This is a genomic window from Streptomyces sp. NPDC044571 (genome assembly GCF_040647115.1).
Taxonomy (GTDB): Bacteria; Actinomycetota; Actinomycetes; order Streptomycetales; family Streptomycetaceae; genus Streptomyces.
The window spans coordinates 57,538-75,957 of the sequence record NZ_JBEZBN010000028.1 but is presented as its reverse complement, the minus strand read 5'-3'; the positions used below and the strand labels follow the sequence as shown (position 1 = coordinate 75,957).

The window sequence follows — 18,420 nt, the reverse complement described above, 5'->3', positions numbered from 1 at the left end:
GTGGACTCCTCCTCCGGACTCAAGGCCCGCCAAGCCCGCTTCGCCCTGGCCGGCATCGCCGTGGCGGTGGCCGCGCTCCTGGTCGCCGGCGGCTACACCGCCGCCACCTTGATGCGAGACGGCAAGGGACAGACACACGCCGACGCCGATCCGTCGGCCAGTGCACCTGCGCCGACGAGTACCGCTGTCACCGGTCCGGTGACCCCGGAGACGGGGCAGAAGACCATCCTCCGCAAGCCCACGGGGCACAAGGACGGGGTGGCCACGGGCTTCCCCCGCTCACCCAGCGGGGGAATCTCTGCTGTCGTCTATTTCTGGGAGGAGTACGACTGGCTCGACGACGAGAAGGCGAGACAGCAGCTCACTGCGGTGGCCTCCAAGGACTCGCCTGATTACGTCGACAAGCGGGTCTCCGAGATCCGCAAGATGCGCGAAGCCCTCGGCCTGGCCCCCTCAGGCGGCATTCCGGCCGACATCACTTTCACCACATCTGTCAACGCCACGCGGGCCACCACGGTACAAGCGCCCGGCCTACCGGTGGGCCATGTCATGCAGGTGTGGATCTCGTACGACCGGTTCGCCACCGGACCGAAGGGCGGCCGCGACGAAAACCCGCTGCGCGGAGACATGGTCGACTTCATCGTGAAGTGGCAGGACGGAGCTTGGAAGTTCACCGACGAATTCGACGCTCTGCGCACGTTCCCCGTCGCTTACGAGCCCACCAGCCGCTTCGCCTGGAACGACGGTTGGGTCCAGGTACGCCATGCTGACTGACCGGTTCCAGCGCGCCGCTCGTGCTCTGGTCCTGCTCTGCGCCCTGTTCTCCTTCCTGAGCGCCGGATGCACTCTGTCCGTCGCCATCGCGGCCGACGATCCGAAGTACCACTCCTCCGCGGGCCCGCCCGACCCCATCCCCAAGGAGTGGGAGCAGTATGTTGTCGGCCTCGATCCGAAGGGGAAGTACTGCCTCGTCGAGCAAATCGACGACACCGATCTGTGCCACAGGCCGGGTCCAGCCGACCCGCCGATTCCCGGCAGGACGATTCCCTGTGAAGGCGCGGACGGCAACGGTGCCCGGGACTGCTCCCCGGAGGACCGGACGGAGGCTGAGCTCCGCCGTGTGGAGAGGTGGCGCAAGGACTTCCCCGACAAGCAGTGGAAGAACTACGAGCCTCTCAACCAGTACATCACCGACTGCGTGGTGAAGGAGAGGAAGCCGTTCACGGCGTGCCGGGATGCGGGAGAGGGGAAGTTCGGCACGCCCGCCAAGGGGCCGCTGGAGTGGGTCGCGGGCAAGTTCTCCGAGTTCGCCTCCAATGCGTTGAAGGAGGCTGCGTCCTACATCGGCAAGTCGGTGGTCTGGCTGCTGTCGGAGTTCGCGAAGCTCTTCAACCAGAACTCGACGATCGACCTCGGCAAGACGGGTCTGGGGAACATCACCGGGCTGATGACGGCTCTCTCCGCTGTTGTCGCCACCTTCCTGTTGCTGATTCAGTTCGGGAAGGTCGCGGTCAGCCGCGATGGCGGGCCGGCCGCTACCGCTCTCACCGGTCTGGCCAAGTGGGCGGTGATCTCCTCCGTCTATCTCGTCGTGGCGCAGACCGCTTTGACCTGGGCCGATGCGGTGTCGACCTGGATCATCAACTACACGTTCGAGGGCGGGGGCAGTGGGCCCGACTCCGCGACGGCGGCGATGCAGAAGCAGCTCGGAACGCTCTTCGGCGGTCTGATCACGGGAGGAGGCGGGACCGCCACCATCGGCGGCGCGATCATTTCCGGCGAGGGCGTGGCGGCCTCCGCCGTCGGGGTCGTCATCGTCGTCGGGATCGTCTGCATCCTGGCGATCGCCGCCCTGTGGGTGGAGATCCTCCTGCGTCAGGTTGGCATCATGATCATCATTGCGACGATGCCCATCACGCTCGCCGGGCAGCTCTCCGACGCCACTGCCGAGTGGTGGCCCAAGGCCCGCAACGCGTTCATCGCCCTGGTGGTGATGAAGCCGGCGATCGTCACATGCTTCGCGATCGGCTTCTTCGCCATGTCGACGGGCGAGGGCGTACAGAACATGATCGTCGGCTTCGTCATGTTCCTCGCGGCCAGTCTGTGCTGGCCGGCCCTGGCGAAGTTCATGGTCTTCACCACCAACGGCGCGGGCGCTGCCATGGCCTCCGGCTGGCTCAGCTCGATCGGTTCTTCCGCCTCCTCGTCCTCCGGCGGATACCGGCACGACCCGAGCGGTGCCGGATCCGTCGGCGGCGGTCCCGGCTACACCAAGGCCCTGGAAGCGGAGAACGCCCCCGCAGCCGCTCCCACGGTCGGGGGCGGCGGCGCAGGGGCCCCCAAGTCCGCGGCCCGCTTCGGCGGCAAGGCGCTGAGCATGGCCGCCTTCGGGCTGCAGGTCGCGGCGGTCGGCAAGGACTCGCTGGAGTCCGGTCTGGGCAACACGGCCGCCAACGCCGGCCTCGACCACGGCGCCGGCGGCGGCCGGCACGTGGTCATCCCGCCGCGCAGGCAGCCGTCCCCCGCACCCGCTCCGGTCGGCGCCCCGACCGAGGCACCGACTTCCGGCCCGCAGCCCACCCCGGCCCCCCGAAAGGAGTGATGACATGTCCCAGCCCGTTTCCTACGGCGGCTGGCAGTCCGAGACGACCGGCTTCATGGGCCGGCTCTCCGGGCCCGGCTTCGCCATGGTCGCCGCCGCTTCCCTGCTCGCGCTCCTGCCGTTCAACGTCGGCTGGCAGGCCGCGTTCGTGTGCGTACCGCTCGCGCTGCTCCTCCTGGGCCTGGCCTTCGGGCGGGTCATGGGTCTCAGCGCCGACGAATGGATCTCTCTCGCAGTAAGGCACCAGATCTCCGTGGCTACCCGACGCAATCTCTTCTTCTCCGGCGCCTTCGCCCCGCGCTCGGCGGCCACCGGCCGTCAGCCCATGGACCTGCCCGGCGTCCTGGCCCGGCTGCGGATCCTCGACGCCCCTGACGGGCTCGGCGGCCAGCTCGGCGTCGTCCACGACCCCGTGGCCGGCACCTACAGCGCCGTCGCCCGCATCACCTTCCCCGGGCTCGCCCTCGTCGACACCGACAAGCAGACCGCCCGCGTCGCCGCCTGGGCGCAGTTCCTGCGCGGCTACTGCACCGAGGACTCCCCCGTCGTACGGATCGCCGTGCACCAGAGGTGCCTGCCCGACGACGGCGCCGCCCTGGCCTCCTGGACCGCCCGCCACGTCACCGCGGACGCACCGGCCGCCGCTGTGACCGCGCTGACCGAGTTGATGGACGGCGCCGGCCCGGCAGCGGCCTCGCGCGAGACGTACCTGACGGTGACGCTCTCCGCCGCCCGCGCCCGCCTCGCCATCAAGGGCGCCGGCGGCGGGCAGGTCGGTGCCGCGGCCGTGCTCGTACGCGAGCTGCATGCGATGGGCCAGGGTCTGTCGACAGCGAGTCTTCAGGTGGTGGAGTGGCTGTCTCCCCGCAAGGTGGCCCAGACCGTACGGACCGCCTACGACCCCGAGGCGCAGCAGGTCCTCGCCACCCGCAACGCAGCCGCGCAAGCCCCCGACTGGACCGGCACGGCGCCCGGCGTAGAGCCGGACCTCGCCGGCCCCGCCGCGGCCGAGACGGCATGGGGCGTCTACCGGCACGACGGCGCCTGGTCGGTGTCGTACCAGGTCCGCACTTGGCCGCAGGCCGAGGTGTACGCGACGATCCTCCAGCCGCTGCTGCGCCCGCGGCAGAACGCCCGCCGGGCGATGAGCCTGCTCTACGAGCCGATCGGCCCGCGCCGCGCCCGCCAGGAGCTGGCTCGCGACAAGGCCAAGCGGAGCTCCGCACGCCACCTGCGGGCGAAGTCCGGCCGGGACGAGAGCGAGGACGAGCGCCGCGAGGAGGCCATCGCCCGACAGCAGGACGCCGCCCGCGCCTCCGGCCAGGGCGTCATGCGGATGACGGCCGTCCTCACGGTCACCGTCACCGAGCTGGACGAGCTGGAGACGGCCTGCGCCGAGCTCCAGGCCGACGCCGCCGCCTCCGGGCTGGAGGTACGCCGGATGTGGGGTGCCCAGGACACCGGCTTCGCCACCGGGGCCCTCCCCCTCGGCCAGGGCCTGCCCGATCGACGGATGGGGTTCTGAGATGGGCCTCTTCTCCCGCCGCCCGGCCGGTGACACCCTCCTCGAAGCCATCGGCATCGACGAAGCCGCAGGTGTCGCCGACCGGCCGCCCGTACCGCTCCCGCCCCAGCGGACCGCCCGCGAACTGCGCCGCGCCCGCCTCCTGGAGGACCCGGCGACCTCGATGCGCGTCGCCCCCAGGAAGGGCTGGAGCCAGCCCTTCGCGGGCCGGGCCGCCGCCACGCCGCGCACCGAGGTGGTACGCGCGGACACCGCGAACGCCGCCGGCCTGTACCCGTTCCTGCACGCCGCGAGCCTGCCCCCGATCGGCGCGTACATCGGCCGCAACGTGCTGACCACGGAGGCCTTCAGCGCCCACCCGGCGGTCTGGGTGAAGGAGGGGTTGTGCACCAACCCCAATGTCATGATCACCGGCATCCCGGGCTCGGGTAAGTCCGCACACGTCAAGGCTTTGTCCCTGCGGCTGATGGCGTTCGGGCACCGCACGCTGATCGCAGGGGACGTCAAGGGCGAGTACCAGGCGCTGTGCCGCCACCTCGGCGTCGAACCCGTACGCCTCGGCCCCGGCCTGCCCGGCCGCCTCAACCCCCTGGACGCGGGCCCGCTCGGCGCCGGCCTGGAGCTCATCAAGGACCCCGCCGAGCTCAAGTCACGCCTCACCGAGATCCACCGGCGCCGCCTCACCCTCCTCAAGGCCCTCCTCGAACTCCAGCTCCGGCGCACCCTGCTGCCGCAGGAGGAGGAAGCCCTCGACGTGGCCGTACGCGAGGTCACCGGTGAGCTCCACGGCACCGGTACCACCCGCTTCGCCGTGCCGACCCTCCCCCTCGTCTACGACCGGCTGCGCGACCCCACCGATGCCATGGCCCGCGAGCTGCGCATCCGCGACGGCGAAGTCCAGCGGGCGCGGGAACAGATGGCCTCCATCCGCTCCGCGCTCGGCGGCATGGTCACCGGCCACCTCGGCGGGCTCTTCGACGAGGCCACCTCCATCGACCTGGACTGGGACGCCCCGATCCAGTCCGTCGACATCTCCGCCCTCCAGGAGTACGGCGACGAGACCGTCGCCATGGTCCTGTCCTGCGTCTCGACCTGGGCGCAGTCGGCCATCGACCAGCCCGGCCAGCGGCCGTGGATCGTCGTACGCGACGAGCTGTGGCGCCAGATGCGCTCCGGCGGCGCCACCATGGTCAAGAAGATCGACGCCGACCTGCGCCTGTCCCGGGCGACCGGCACCATCCAGGTCCTGGCCACCCACCGCCTCTCCGACTTCGAATCCGTCGGCGCGGCAGGCTCCGAGGCCGTCGCCATCGCCCGGGACCTCATCGCCTCCTGTGAGACCCGCATCCAGCTCGCCCAGGACACCCGGCCCCTGCAGATCACCCGCGAGGCCATCGGACTCACCGACTCCGAATGCAACCTCATCGGCTCCTGGGGTGCGGGCCAACGTGGCCGGGCCCTGTGGAAGGTCGGCCGGGGCGGTGGCTCCCATGCCGTCCAGCTGATGCTGTCCCGTACCGAGGAACGGCTCTTCGAGACCGACGAGAAGATGGTGATCTGACGTGGCCGAGCGCCGTTCCGGACCGGCCGCGGGCGGGCTGGACGACAACACCCTGCTCGCCGCCTACGGCGCCGGCCTGGTCGTCACGGTCGGCGGCTCCGTCCTCCTGGCGGGGCCGCTCGCAGGCCTGCTGTCCGGCAACGGCTGGGTCCGCAGCGCCGACAGCGTTCCCGTCACCGTCATGTCGGCGCTCGTCAAGGGGCCCGGCTCCGTCTACCACCCCGCCCCGCCCTCCTGGCTGTTCTACGGGCTGACCGCCACGCTCGTGCTCGCGCTCGGCGCCGTCATCGTCAAGGTCGCCACCCTGGTGTCCTTCGGCGGGAAGGCGGGCGGCGCCCAGTGGGGCGGCGCGAAGGTCGAGCGGAAGATGTCCGCGGCGAACGACCCGCTGAAGCGGACCAACCGCATCACCGCGGGGCGCGGCCTGCGGACCAAGGACGTGGTCGCCGCCCAGCCCAACATTTCCGCCACCGTCTTCGGCGTACCCGGCTCGTCGAAGACCACCGGCCTGGTCCTGCCGAACGCCGCAGAGTGGCAGGGTCCGCTGGTGGTGACCACCACCAAGGCCGCCGACCTGGACGTCATCTACGCCCGCCGCCGCGCCGTCGGCCCGGTCTGGGTCATCGCCCCGGCCGGCATCCCCGGCCGCGCCACCGACCACTGGTCGCCGGTCGCGTACTGCACCGACGCCAAAGCCGCGGACCGCATGGCCTCCTGGCTGGCCGAGGCCTCCCCCTCCGGCGACGACAAGCGCGGAGCCCCCTGGGTCGCCCAGGCCAAGAGCGTGCTGAAGGGCATCCTGCTCGCCGCCCAGCTCTCCGACGGCGGCATCAGCGACATGCGCCGCTGGATCTCGCTGGGCAAGGACGCCGTCGACCACGTCCGCGCCGTCCTCCTCGCCCACGGCTACACCGAGGTCGCCGACGACTACGCCAGCCCCTGGCTGCGCCTGCACGAAGACGGCGTCGGCTCCATCCAGTTCAGCCTCAACGTCCTGGCCCGCGTCTTCGCCGACGAGGAGGTCCGCGAGACCTGCGCCCGCTCCGACTTCGCCTTCGAGGACTGGCTCGACCGGCACGGCACCATCTGCATCATCGCCTCCGAGGCCGACGCCGACCGCTTCGCGCCGCTGATCAGCTCCCTGATCGCCGGCGCCATCCACGCGGCCGAGGCCCGCTACAACACCTCGGGCCGGCCCATCGACCCCGCGGTCGGGATCCTCGTCGACGAAGCGGGCAACATGCTGCGCTACCCCCGCCTGCCCAACATCCTCACCACGGGCCGCGGCATGGGCATCACCCTGCTCACCGTCTGGCACGACCTGTCCCAGCTCCGCGAATCCCTCGGCACCCAGAAGGCCAACACGGTGCTCTCCGCCTCCGGCCTGCGCATGCTGCTGCCCGGTTGCGGCGACCTGGAGACCCTGCGCTACTTCTCCGGCCTCTACGGGCGCACCGAGGTTATGAAGACCAGCCACGGCCGCTCCCGGGGCGAGCACTCCACCAACACCCAGGCCACCGAGACCGACCTCGCCCCCGTCCACTCCCTTCAGCAGCTCCCCGACTTCACCGCCATCGCCCAGTACACGAACCTGCCGCCGATCAAGGTGAAGATGCGCCTCACCTTCCGCGACAAGGACCTCAAGAAGCTCCTGGCGGACCCCAAGGCCGGCATCGCCACGAAGTGACCGACGACGACATGACCGCACGGAGGCGCATGTGTCCGACCCGATGAACCCCGCCGACCTCTGGCCGATGCCGCCGGGCCCCGCCCAGACGAGCGAACCCCAACGCTGGGTGTGGGCCGCCATGGAACCGGCCGAGCGGCGCATCCGCATGCGCGAGCTCGGCGCTTGGGTCGACTGGCTGCGCAAGACCTTCGAGCTCCACAACACCATCACTCACTGCTGGTACCACCACTCCCCCGTCGTCGAGCACCTCACAGCCCTCTACACGGGGTGGATCCGCACGTACGCCGCGGAGCAGGAGCCGGCGCGCGAGCTCGCCGAAGCCGACTGGATCAACACCCTCCACGCCTTCACCCCGCGCCTGCAGCTCGCCGCCTGCGCGACCGGCACCCACCAGGAACCCCCGATGACCGTCCCTCCGCCCGCCAGCGCCGACGAGGACTTCGAGCTGTACCTGACGCTCTCGGACGCGACGACCGCCCCGCCGGCCCACCCGGCGGCCGCCGAGCTGCACCGCCGCGAAGCCGAGCTCAACGCCCCGCTGTAGCCGCGTCTTGCGGGAAGGAGGCCGAGATGGCCCTCGTACCACCGTCGCTCCCTGAATCGGCGCCCGAGCCAGAACAGGAGCGCAGGCAGGGAGCAACCCCGACACCGTCCATCCACGACCCCCTCGACGCGTCCGTACTCGAAGCCGCACTCGAAGCCAACACCGCCACACGGCAGACGACGCACGACATCACGAAGGCACGGGCGATGGCCACACCGATGGAACCGGCGGCGGCCGGCGCTGCCGCCGACGAGCACGAACGGCCGGGGAGCGGCCCGATGCCCCTGTGGCGCGACGCCGACCGCCCGGACGGCACCCGGGTGCGGACTCGGCCCGCCCCGCACGGCGCCGCTGCGGACGAGGACGTCTGGGCAGCCTGGGACGAGATCTGCACCGGTGTGCCCGCAGCGGAGGTCCGGGCCGCCGTATCCGCGGACGTGGCGGTCCTGAACCGGACGGTGCACGCGCCCATCACAGACGAGCCCGAAGCGGCAACCGAAGCAAGAGCTGCGTGGGCGCCGGTGGAACCGGCCTCCGCAGTGCCCAAGGTGACAGAGGCGGCAGCAGCGGTCGACACCGCCACGACTGGCGCCGACTCCCACGCGACGAGCCTGGAGAGCTACCCGGAATGGCAGCGGATCCAGACCGTGCGCGGGGCCCTGCGCCACGTGTGGGAGGTCATGAAGGAGAAGGCAGGCCCAGCCTGGGACAGCCTGCGCGCGGATGTACGGTTCCAGGGATTCTGGAAGACCATGTCCATCCGGGCCTGCGAGGCGATCTCGGTCCAAGCGGCGGCGCTGGCGAACCGGCTCCGCCGCGGAACCGGCGATCTTCCCGCCGCCGACGCCCTGCTGAAGCTGTCCGACACCACCCTCACCTACAGCACCGTCGCCGAGGCTCAGCCGGTAACGGCTCACGCGCCGACCCGAGAACCGGACGCCGCCGGGGGTTCCATGCAGCGGCTCGTCGAACCGAAGATACCGGCGGCGTACGCCACCCGCGAGGACGCCGCCCGGGCAGCGGCAGAGATCACCGCCCACTTCCAGACCTGGATCACCAGCCCGATGGGGCAGGAACTCGCAGCCTCCGACCACGGCCGTGTCACAGCATTCCGGGACGCCTGGCAGCAACTGCCCCCGCACGACGCCGGCCCGGGCCCGGCCGTCGGCCCGTACGGCGCTGTTGCGGAGCGCGCTCAGGCGCTCGTCACCACGGCGGTCACCCAAGGCCGCTTCGCACCCGGTGACCTGCAGGCTCTGCAAGCCCTGGCCCAAGCAGCCGACCACCACGCCGCCCGCCTCGCGGTGACACTGCCGCCAGGCATGCCCAGGCCGGTCCCGAGAGCAGCCGCCGCGGCACCGGCAGCGGCGGCACCGGCGCCGCCACAGGCTCGCACGCCTCGTCTGTCGGCTTGAAGCCGATCCCGGACGAGACCCTTGCGAAGTATTTGCACCATGTGTCGGTTTCGGCGAAAGTGCTGAGAAACACCTCTAAGGTTGCCTAAAGTGGCAGGTCAGTAAGCCTGCTCCCCGCACACGCGGGGATGACCCCCCGGACGACGCTGCCGCTGTGGCCGATGGGCTCTGCTCCCCGCACACGCGGGGATGACCCCGAGCTTGAGGAGCACGGCCTTACGGCCGTGAACTGCTCCCCGCACACGCGGGGATGACCCCTGGCGATAGCCGGCGTCCGAGTCGGCCGGGCCCTGCTCCCCGCACACGCGGGGATGACCCCTGGTCCATCATTTCGCCGAGGTACTTGGCGCTCTGCTCCCCGCACGCGCGGGGATGACCCCGGCAAGGGGAGCTCATACTCCTCGATTGCGGCCTGCTCCCCCCATACGCGGGGAGACCCGGCGTATGCCTGGTGCTCCTGGCCCGCGACCACCTGGCCCCGCACACGCGTGGATGACCCCGCGGCATCGAGTACGAAGTGAAGCCACTGAAGCTCCGTCATCCTTTGAGCGCGCCCACCAGCTGCGCGCGCTCCCGCAGGTCCCGCACCGCGCGGACGCTGCCATACGGGCGGAGGCGGAGGTTCATCACCTCGAAGTGTTCGTCGCCCCGGGCTGATGACAGGGCTTCGTATTCGTCGAGGAACTTTCCCCAGGATTCGCAGGCGGCCTCGACATGGCCGATGGCGAGCTGGCGCTGCGCGAGCAGCCCGTACGCGTGAAGGCGCCCCTGCCGTTCGTTCGCGGGCTGGACGCGGATCGACTCCCGCAGCGTGCGCACCGACCCCGGCATGTCCTTGGTCGCCGCCTGAACATGGGCCACGTGGAAGAGGTAGGCGGTACGGTCGTAGCCGCCCACGGACTCGCGCCGGTCGTCCGCGCGTGCGAGGGCCTCCTCCGCTTCACGGAGCCGGGTGAAGGCCTGCCGCGTGTCGCCGACCATGGCGGCTCCGTGTGCCTGCTGGCCACGGAGGAACGCGACCAGCCGGGGCCCCGCGGACGGCGCCGCCTCCGCTGCCGAGTCGGCCAGTTCGAGAGCGCGCCGCCCGTAGCCCAGGTTCGACGCCTGCAAGGACATGCCGCGCAGCGTGCGGCAGTACGTCACGTGCTCCTCTGCCTCCCCTGCCAGCCGCAGCGCGGACACGTAGTACTCCTGTCCGAGCCGGTGCTGCCGCTCGTACATGGCCATCCACCCCGTCAGGTAGACGAGGTCAGAGGCCGCGGCGATCATGCTGCGCCTGACCGGCGCGGCGGCTTCGGCCTTGAGCCAGGGGCCGACCGTGTTGACGAGGAAGGCAGCCGCCATGGGGCGTGCGTGGCCGGCGCCGAGCTCGTCGAGGATGTCCGCGATGCGGTCCGTCATGTTCTGGATGGCAGCAACCTGTGCCTGGCCCACGCGTGTCGTGGCTTTCCCCGGCCGTATCGGATCAGGGCTGTCGGCCCGGGCGAGCGAGGGGAACAGGGGGATGGCGAGCGCAGCGGAGAAGACTCCGGCCGCGATGACGCGGCGTCGGGACGGATCCATGTCGGCCCTTCCGAGGTCTACTAGGTCCCTCACAGTGTCCGCCTCCTCGACGCCGCCCGGGGGCGTGAGGCCGGCCTCCGCGTAGGTGACGGGACGTCCCAGCTTCCGCTCGAAAGCCTCGACGATCAGGGCCCTGACCTGCCTACGAGGCTGATGGCCGGCCACCCACTGGGACACGGCGGGCTGGCCGTACTTCAGGGCGAGGCCGGCCTCGGCACCCATGCGATTGACGATCGAAGCGAACTGCGCCCGAGACCATTTCGCCTGCTCAAGCAGCGTGTCCAGATGGGGGTTCGGTGTGCGTGAGTGGCGCGCCATGTGCATCTCCCGACAAGTGCATGGCTTGCATACTTCTCCGACTCCCCAACGGTACTCGCGGTACGCGGTCGTGCGGTTACCTCTTCGTACCCAGCAGCCGGCGGAAGGGATTTCCCGCCGGCTCATGACGGTAGGGAGCTTCCTCATGGCCGAAAACACCACCTCTGATTGGTACGCGCACAGCCTTGCCGACCCGGCGGACGCTTACGCCGAGTGGAAGGCTCACGGTGTCGCCGTCCTGCCGCTCGGCGAGTTCTTCGAGGCGGTGCGCCTCCCCGAGGAGCTGGCCAATGCGGCAGCGGCCAGCGAGGTGACGGCCGTGGTCAATGACGCCCTCGCGGGATTGGAAGGCCCGGTCATCCACGACTCCCGCAACCGCAACTACTACGCCCTGGTCGCGCCCGGTACCCGAGACCACTGGTCTTCGCGGCACCAGGTCGAGTGCCTCGGCCACGGGACACAGCTCGGAGTGCCGGAGCTCGACCGGCACCGACCCGACCCGGGCCATCCGATCTATTGGGCCGCCGCCCCAGGGCCCGGTGCCTTCTTCTGCCACGTGGCTGCGCTGAAACTCCTGATCCGGATCGGTACCGCGCGGCTCGCAGACCGAGAAGGGCACGTCGTCCGGTGACGCAGCAGGCGGCCCTTCGCGCGGGAAGTGCGAGAACGCGCGGTTGCAGGCCACGACCGGACTGCCCTGGGCCCCACCTCGGCCGTCTCGTACGTCCTGTCCGCAGGCGGCTCCGTGGTCGACGGAGTGATGAGTCGGTAAACCCCGGAGCGCCCGGCTTCTGCCGCCGCAGACTGTGAACGCCCACCCCCGCACCATCGGAACGGACATCGCACTCATGCGGACGACACTCATCACCGAACACCCCGCGTGGCGCAAGGCGCCCCAGGGCGAGCCCGTGCGGATCGTCGAGCACCTGGACACCGTATGGCTCGCCCGCTGGGACCCGCACCACGAGCAGCTGCTGCTGTCCCCCCTGACCGGCGACCGGCACGGTCCCGCGCAGCCTCCCGTCGCCTACACATCCGCCGTCGAACTGCCGGCCGCCCCCGAGGGGGTCGTCCCCCTGTTCGACGCGTTGGGGCGCCTCGGCACGGTTGCGCGGCTCACCAACCCCTCCTTGTGGGACGCCATGGTGACGGCGATCCTCCGCCAAGTCGTGACGGCGAAGCAGGCCAAGAAGCGGCACCAGTCGTTCTACGCCTCCTACGGGCGCAGCTTCGCGACCCCGGCGGGCGAGCTGTCGCTCGTACCGACCCCTGGCAGGGTGCTCGGCCTCAGTGACGAGGAATTCGCCGCGGTCGGCGCCAAGTTCAACCGCACCGCCCTGCTGGCCGCCGCCAAGGCCTTCCTCGACCGCGGGGAGCACTGGTCCGCCCTCGACGCCGAAAGCCTGATCAAAGAACTTCTCGAAGTGCCCCGTATCGGCCCCTGGACCGCGGCCGCTGCCGCGGCCGACTTCACCGGCGACCACTCGGTCTACCCGCACGGTGACCTCGCCGTACGCACCTGGGCGGCCAAAGCAGCACCCGGCCTCACCCTCCCGGGCTCCGAGCGCGAGTTCGAGGCCTTGTGGCGCCACTGGGCACCCGCCCGCACCCACCTCCATGCCCTGACACTCTTCACTCTCACCTGGGGGAGCAATGACCGCATTACCGGTCCCGGCCACGAAGGACGTACGCACCACCTCTGACCTGGTCGTCGGCGCCGATCCACACCGCGTGCTCGACGCCGTGTTCGTCAACGCTCCGCTGCGCGACTACTCGGTGAGGCCGCGTACCAACGACTACACCCTGCCCGTGCTCGGCCTCGGCTACATCGCCACCTACGCCGAGCAGCGGGGATTCAACGTCGGCGTACTGGACGCCGAGGCACACGGGCTCGGCATCCACGAGACGGCCGCCCTGATCAACTGGCTGCGGCCCCGGTGGGCCGGCATGAACCTGCTGGCACCCACCTACGAGATGTCGGCCCGGATCGCCGAGAGCCTCGACGACGGGATCGCCTTGATGGTCGGCGGACACCACGCCCGCGCCATGCCCGACCGCATCCTCGCCGACCCCAGGATGCGCCCCCTGCGCGCGCTCGTGATCGGCGAGGGCGAGACGCGCGTCGCCGCGCTGCTGGGCGACGAGCGGCGCCGCGCCGAACTGCCGGGGGTCATGTGGCGCGACCGCCTGCTCGGCACCCACGCCGCGGGCATCCCGCGCGGCGCCACAGCGCAATGGCTCGGTCCGGACATCGACGCGCTGCCGTTCGTGGACAGGAAGTTCCTGCCGCAGGACCCCTACCTCGCCGAGGACGGCCGGGTCGAAGCGAACATCGTCGGCTCGCGCGGTTGCCCGTACGACTGCGGGTTCTGCGGCGCGGCCGTATCGGCGAACCCCGAGGTGAAGATCCGCGCCCGCTCTCCGCAGAGCATCGTCGCCGAACTCGACCACCTGCACGCGACGCACGGTGTGACCGCGTTCCGGTTCGTCGACGACCTCTTCCTCGGCGCGCGGAGGGTGATCGTCCCGCAGATGAGGGCGTTCGAAGAACACAAGATTGGCGACCGGTACGTATGGGACGCCACCGGCCGGATCAACGTCCTGCACCGACTCGACGACGACATGCTCGACGTCCTGAAGGCGTGCGGCCTGCGCGAGGTCGCCCTCGGCATCGAGTCGGGCAGCGACCGCGTGCTCGCCGGCATGGACAAGCGCATCACCGCCGAGATGACCGAAACCGTCGCGCACCGCCTGCTCGAACGCGGGATCGGCGTGAAGGGGTACTTCATCCTCGGTTACCCGGGCGAGCAGCGCGACGACCTCGACGCGACCGTGCGCCACATCCACAACCTCTGGGGCATCGCCGACCGCCACGGCCGCGGCAGGTTCCGGGCGAGCGTGTTCGAGTTCCGCCCCTACCCCGGTACCCCGATCTGGCAGAAGCTGATCACCGACGGCCACGACCCCGAGCAGCTGCTCGCGTACGGAGACGTCGACCTCACCGCCGACGGCGCCGACGAGTCGATGAGGCAGCGCGACGAGTTCAATTTCTCGGTCGGCATCCAGTTCGGCGGCACCCCCCTTCCCGAGCTGCGCGCCACCCTCGCGACCCTCACCCGGGAGCAGCACGACCGGAACCGCATGGGAGTCGCCGCGTGAACGGGCGCCACGCGTACCCGGGTCTGTTCGTCTCGGTCGACGGCCCGAGCGCGGTCGGCAAGTCGACCACGGTCACCGAGCTCGGCCGCCTGCTCGCCGGCCGCGGCGGCAGCGTCCACACGACGACCGAGCCCTCGACGAGCGAGCTCGGGAGTTTCACCCGGGCCAAGGCGGATCACATCCGCGGACGTGCCCTCGCCTGTCTGGTCGCGGCGAACCGGTACGAGCACATGGAGAACGAGCTCGATCCGCTGCTCAGGACCGGCGAGACCGTGGTTTGCGACCGGTACCTCGCGTCGAGCCTCGTGCTCCAGCAGCTCGACGGCGTGCCCGAGCCGTTCGTACTCGCGCTGAACCGCCACGCCCTGCTGCCCGACCTCGCCGTGATCCTCACGGCGGCCCCGGACACCATCGCCACCCGGCTCGCCGAGCGCGGCCGGCGGCACCGCTTCCACGACGACCCTGGAGGACCGGCCCGGGAGGTCGAGCTTTACGGCGAGGCGGCGGAGACCTTGGCGATCCTCGGCGTGAGGGTCCTCGTAGTCGACTGCACGCGGTCCACCCCTACGGACGTCGCGAAGCAAATCGCCGACGCCCTCCCGCGGTCGGCGGTAGCGTCGACAACCCCACCAGACCCGACGACCACACGGTGAACCCATGAACGCAGCACCTGCCACGCCCGTCATCGATACGCACGTGATCCTGCGCGACGGCGACAAGATCCTGCTGTCACAGCGCGGCGGACCGTACGGCTACGGCCGGTGGCACGCCCCGTCGGGCAAGCTCGACCAGGGCGAGCCGCTCAGCCGGGGCGCGGCGCGGGAGCTGCGCGAGGAGACCGGCGTCGAGGTCGATCCCGACCACCTGCGGCTCGTGCACGTGGTCCACCACAAGCAGAGCCCTGCGGTCGAGCGCATCGGCCTGTTCTTCGAGGCGACCGAGTGGCGGGGCGAGCCCGTCAACCGCGAGCCCGAGAAGTGTCTCGACCTCCGGTGGTGGTCCGTCCACGAGCTCCCAGAAGACATCATCGAGTACCCCGCCGCCGGCCTCCTCGGCTACCTCGACGGCGAACAGGCGATGACGGAACACGGCTGGCAGTAACATCCCGGCCGTCATGGGGCGTCTCAAAGGGCTACAAGGGGTGTCAAGCTGACATTGGCTGGGGGCGCAGCCCTCCGTTGGGTCGCGGAACCGCTGTCCTGCTCAGTGGCGCATCGTCCAGGGAGGGGGTGGGATAGGTGGCATTCGATGAGGCTGGATAGACCGAGTCAGGCGGGGGCGGCAGGGCGGTAGACCAGCAGCAAGCAGTCCATACCGGCGAACCGGCCACTCTCACGACGTGCAGCGAGAGCCTCTAGCATGGGAGGACGGCCTGATCGTGCGGTATGCCAGAAAAGCCCGATCCTGTGAAAGTGCTTCGGAATGGCCTCTCCCCTGCGTAACGTTGCAGGTCAGCAAGCCTGCTCCCCGCGCCCGCGGGGATGACCCCCGTGACGCCCGTCCAGTGCTCGATGCGCGGCTGCTGCTCCCCGCGCCCGCGGGGATGACCCCTACGACCTCTTCGGCAGAGTCTCCGCCTTCGCCTGCTCCCCGCGCCCGCGGGGATGACCCCGACAACGTCACCCTGTGCATCATGCTGCTGATCTGCTCCCCGCGCCCGCGGGGATGACCCCGGGCGCGGCGCCATCGCGGGCACCGCCCAGACCTGCTCCCTGGCTAGTCGGGGGCAATTGCCTCACCGCACCGCTGCTGGCTGCGGCGGGAACCTGGTGTTGGGCCGTCAGGCCGGCGATGGCTTGCCCGGCTGTGCCGCGCGACCCCTGCAGTTTGCAGGGAAACCCTGGTGTTCGAGGGCCGCGTGCGGGGGCGGACGACCTGAATGCTATTGGGTGCTATGGGGAAGGCCGGCACCCGGGTAGGGGTGCCGGCCTTTGTCTCCGGAACGAGTAGCTCGCAATCCGGATTTCCCGAATCGTTCAGTTGTACCAGGCGCTGCCGACCTGCTTGCTCCCGTTGGAGATGGAGATGGCGACCTGGTGCGTGCTGTCGTGGTAGTACGGCGGGCCCGCGGAGCCGCTCGAGTACGGAGCGACGCTGAAGCCTTGAGAGGCCGGCGGGTTACCAGTCGCGGTGTTGCGTGACCAGAACGCCATCCAGCACGTGTTGGGGCCGGTGGACTGGAGCGTCGCAGTGGCCCAGTTGGAGGAGCCGCCGCCGTCCAGGTGCAGCTTGCCTATACACCCGGGGACAGCGATCGCCACCGTGCCGGGGGACCCCGCATAGGCCGTGCCCCCCGTTCCCATCACAGCCAACAGGCCGGCACCGATGGACATCGCCGCAGCTCGTCGCAGTGAACGCATCATGAATTGCCCCTCCCGGATAGGATTTCGGCTTCTTCTTCGCCCCCGGCAACGTCGCGCCGTGGTGCATACGCATCGTTTCGGTTGCACACGGCCGCGGGTAGCTTTCGCCATGTACGCGCAAAAGCCCTGGTGGGGAAGTCAAGTGCGAGGAGGCAGGCCTTGATACGGATTCATCTCGGGTTCGAGGGCTTGGGCCGCGTCCGGATCTGCGCCCTCCCGGACTTCGACGCCGAACTCACGGCAGCCGGGAGGGCCTACGCCCGCAGCGGCCGGCCTCAGGACCTGCTCATGCAGCTCTATGCGCGCAGCCACGCTGCCCACCTTCACCGGGTACCGCGACCTGCTCGGCGTCACCGCTGGGGTCTACGCCCACGTAAGGCTCCGCCTCCAACGGCAAGCCATCGACACCTGGACGGCGCCCTCGGCCCTGTCAACGACAACCCCGACGACCCACCCGCCGCGGCAGGCGTCCGCTGACGTTGCCGTCAGCGTTGCCGTCAAACGCCCGATAGGCCCCACCGAATATCCATTCGGTGGGGCCTATCGAAATGTGCACAGCATGTTATGGGCTGAGGCTGACTTACCGAGTCACCTGAAGGCGCTCCTCCAGTGTTTCCAGTGAAATCTCACCTTGCACCCATGCCGTGACGTATTGCAGGTCATGAACTGAAAGACCGAAGGCCGATCGAAGCACTTGGGCCAGCCGGAACGGCGCCAGCCTCAAGTACGGATGTTTATCGATTAGGAGATCGGTGATCTCTGCGACGCTGCACCCAATCTCGTGGTACTCGACGGCCAAGCACGCCAATCGTTCAATTTCCTCGTCCATCAGTTCCCTCATCTTCGGAATGTGGCAAGGACTTGCTGGAAGTCCCCGTCGAGCCTCGGAACTGCTCCTCCTTGCGGCGGGCGGTGACAGGCTGCACGCGCTGTACGAACTCGCCCTGCGCACCGGACTCCGCAAGGGCGAACTCCTCGGTCTCCAGTGGGAAGACCTCGACCTCCAGACAGGCACTGCCAGCATTCGCCGCACCCTCCAGCGCACCCAGACCGGCGGGCTGACCGCCCTGCCGACCAAGACCCGCGCATCCGAACGCCGCATCGCCCTCCCCAGCGAGTGCATCCACTCATTCAAGGAACACCGTGAGGTACAGGAAGGAGAACGAGAGGCCGCAGCTGAGGACTGGAGGGACAACGGCCTCGTCTTCAGCACACCGGCAGGAGGGCCGATCGATCCGGCGAACCTCAATCGCAGCTTCCGCGCCCTCCTCGATCGGGCTGGGCTCCGCCGCATCCGCTTCCACGACCTCAGGCACTCAACCGCCACCCTCCTCCTGGAGCAAGGCGTCGAACTCGTCGTGATCAAAGAACTCCTCGGCCACGCCCACATCGGCGTCACCGCCACCGTCTACGCACACGTCCGACTCCGCCTCCAACGCGATGCCATCGACCTCCTCGGCTGCACCCTCCGCGACCCCGCCCAGCCCGCCACCCGACCCGACGACGGCGACGAACCGCCACTTTGTGCAGCACCCGTCCGCTGACGTTGCCGTCAGCTACTGCCGTCAGGGCATGTTGAAGCCCCCTCCGAGGCAAGCGGGAGGGGGCTTCAACATGCCCTCAAGCGAGAATTGGAGCGCTAATTCTTTACATAGCGATGGAGTGACTTAAATCTCGCCG

Annotated in this window: 14 protein-coding genes, 1 pseudogene and 2 CRISPR repeat arrays; of the genes and pseudogenes, 13 read left to right on the top strand and 2 right to left on the bottom strand. The window is 70.0% G+C overall.

Annotated elements, in window-relative coordinates; translation table 11 throughout:
• The 7 genes from AB0B01_RS17305 to AB0B01_RS17275 are packed head-to-tail and all read left to right on the top strand — an operon-like array spanning nucleotide 1 to nucleotide 9,337.
• Nucleotides 1–774: a hypothetical protein gene (locus AB0B01_RS17305; protein WP_361719057.1), complete on the top strand. Its 774-nt coding sequence runs from the start codon at nucleotides 1–3 to the stop codon at nucleotides 772–774.
• Nucleotides 764–2,602 (top strand): hypothetical protein, encoded by a 1,839-nt coding sequence (locus AB0B01_RS17300; RefSeq protein ID WP_361719054.1) that lies wholly within the window; start codon nucleotides 764–766, stop codon nucleotides 2,600–2,602. Before AB0B01_RS17305 ends, AB0B01_RS17300 begins: the two co-directional genes overlap by 11 nt.
• Before the next feature lie 4 nt (nucleotides 2,603–2,606).
• Complete coding sequence (locus tag AB0B01_RS17295) at nucleotides 2,607–4,127, top strand: SCO6880 family protein (protein WP_361719051.1); 1,521 nt, start codon at nucleotides 2,607–2,609, stop codon at nucleotides 4,125–4,127.
• 1 nt (nucleotide 4,128) lies between these two features.
• Entirely contained in the window at nucleotides 4,129–5,688 is a 1,560-nt protein-coding gene (locus AB0B01_RS17290; RefSeq protein WP_361719048.1) for a type VI secretion protein, read from the top strand.
• Between the two features lies 1 nt (nucleotide 5,689).
• Nucleotides 5,690–7,375 (top strand): type IV secretory system conjugative DNA transfer family protein, encoded by a 1,686-nt coding sequence (locus tag AB0B01_RS17285; RefSeq protein ID WP_361719046.1) that lies wholly within the window; start codon nucleotides 5,690–5,692, stop codon nucleotides 7,373–7,375.
• A gap of 31 nt (nucleotides 7,376–7,406) precedes the next feature.
• A complete protein-coding gene (locus tag AB0B01_RS17280) occupies nucleotides 7,407–7,922 on the top strand; it encodes a hypothetical protein (RefSeq protein WP_361719043.1) in 516 nt (171 codons plus the stop codon).
• Nucleotides 7,923–7,948: 26 nt separating this feature from the next.
• Entirely contained in the window at nucleotides 7,949–9,337 is a 1,389-nt protein-coding gene (locus tag AB0B01_RS17275) for a hypothetical protein (RefSeq protein WP_361719040.1), read from the top strand.
• 107 nt (nucleotides 9,338–9,444) lie between these two features.
• Nucleotides 9,445–9,778: a CRISPR direct-repeat array (repeat unit 29 nt; unit sequence CTGCTCCCCGCACACGCGGGGATGACCCC).
• Between the two features lie 96 nt (nucleotides 9,779–9,874).
• Here AB0B01_RS17275 and AB0B01_RS17270 read toward each other — a convergent pair.
• On the bottom strand, nucleotides 9,875–11,218 hold the full coding sequence (locus tag AB0B01_RS17270; RefSeq protein ID WP_361719109.1) for a hypothetical protein: 1,344 nt from the start codon (nucleotides 11,216–11,218) through the stop codon (nucleotides 9,875–9,877).
• 145 nt (nucleotides 11,219–11,363) lie between these two features.
• Between AB0B01_RS17270 and AB0B01_RS17265 the strand changes: the two genes are divergently transcribed.
• From AB0B01_RS17265 to AB0B01_RS17245, 5 genes are all read left to right on the top strand, one after another.
• Nucleotides 11,364–11,849: a hypothetical protein gene (locus tag AB0B01_RS17265; protein WP_361719037.1), complete on the top strand. Its 486-nt coding sequence runs from the start codon at nucleotides 11,364–11,366 to the stop codon at nucleotides 11,847–11,849.
• A 217-nt stretch (nucleotides 11,850–12,066) separates the two neighbouring features.
• Nucleotides 12,067–12,921: a hypothetical protein gene (locus AB0B01_RS17260; RefSeq protein ID WP_361719034.1), complete on the top strand. Its 855-nt coding sequence runs from the start codon at nucleotides 12,067–12,069 to the stop codon at nucleotides 12,919–12,921.
• A complete protein-coding gene (locus AB0B01_RS17255) occupies nucleotides 12,872–14,377 on the top strand; it encodes a radical SAM protein (RefSeq protein ID WP_361719031.1) in 1,506 nt (501 codons plus the stop codon). The genes AB0B01_RS17260 and AB0B01_RS17255 overlap by 50 nt, the downstream gene beginning before the upstream one ends.
• The gene (locus AB0B01_RS17250) at nucleotides 14,374–15,030 is read left to right on the top strand and encodes a dTMP kinase (RefSeq protein ID WP_361719028.1); all 657 of its coding nucleotides are present in this window, start codon (nucleotides 14,374–14,376) and stop codon (nucleotides 15,028–15,030) included. Before AB0B01_RS17255 ends, AB0B01_RS17250 begins: the two co-directional genes overlap by 4 nt.
• Before the next feature lie 4 nt (nucleotides 15,031–15,034).
• The gene (locus AB0B01_RS17245) at nucleotides 15,035–15,478 is read left to right on the top strand and encodes an NUDIX domain-containing protein (protein WP_361719025.1); all 444 of its coding nucleotides are present in this window, start codon (nucleotides 15,035–15,037) and stop codon (nucleotides 15,476–15,478) included.
• 359 nt (nucleotides 15,479–15,837) lie between these two features.
• Nucleotides 15,838–16,050: direct repeats of the CRISPR family, unit length 29 nt; unit sequence CTGCTCCCCGCGCCCGCGGGGATGACCCC.
• A 303-nt stretch (nucleotides 16,051–16,353) separates the two neighbouring features.
• Here AB0B01_RS17245 and AB0B01_RS17240 read toward each other — a convergent pair.
• Entirely contained in the window at nucleotides 16,354–16,638 is a 285-nt protein-coding gene (locus AB0B01_RS17240) for a hypothetical protein (RefSeq protein WP_361719022.1), read from the bottom strand.
• Between the two features lie 1,013 nt (nucleotides 16,639–17,651).
• Between AB0B01_RS17240 and AB0B01_RS17235 the strand changes: the two are divergent.
• Nucleotides 17,652–18,284, top strand: a pseudogene (locus tag AB0B01_RS17235) (site-specific integrase); the annotation flags it as partial.
• Nucleotides 18,285–18,420: the final 136 nt, after the last annotated feature.

Excerpts from the sequence above, each read along its gene's own strand:
- AB0B01_RS17245 (WP_361719025.1), top strand. The coding sequence starts at position 15,035 with ATGAACGCAGCACCTGCCACGCCCGTCATCGATACGCACGTGATCCTG.
- AB0B01_RS17300 (WP_361719054.1), top strand. The coding sequence starts at position 764 with ATGCTGACTGACCGGTTCCAGCGCGCCGCTCGTGCTCTGGTCCTGCTC.
- AB0B01_RS17275 (WP_361719040.1), top strand. The coding sequence starts at position 7,949 with ATGGCCCTCGTACCACCGTCGCTCCCTGAATCGGCGCCCGAGCCAGAA.
- AB0B01_RS17265 (WP_361719037.1), top strand. The coding sequence starts at position 11,364 with ATGGCCGAAAACACCACCTCTGATTGGTACGCGCACAGCCTTGCCGAC.
- AB0B01_RS17290 (WP_361719048.1), top strand. The coding sequence starts at position 4,129 with ATGGGCCTCTTCTCCCGCCGCCCGGCCGGTGACACCCTCCTCGAAGCC.
- AB0B01_RS17255 (WP_361719031.1), top strand. The coding sequence starts at position 12,872 with ATGACCGCATTACCGGTCCCGGCCACGAAGGACGTACGCACCACCTCT.
- AB0B01_RS17260 (WP_361719034.1), top strand. The coding sequence starts at position 12,067 with ATGCGGACGACACTCATCACCGAACACCCCGCGTGGCGCAAGGCGCCC.
- AB0B01_RS17270 (WP_361719109.1), bottom strand. The coding sequence starts at position 11,218 with ATGGCGCGCCACTCACGCACACCGAACCCCCATCTGGACACGCTGCTT.
- AB0B01_RS17295 (WP_361719051.1), top strand. The coding sequence starts at position 2,607 with ATGTCCCAGCCCGTTTCCTACGGCGGCTGGCAGTCCGAGACGACCGGC.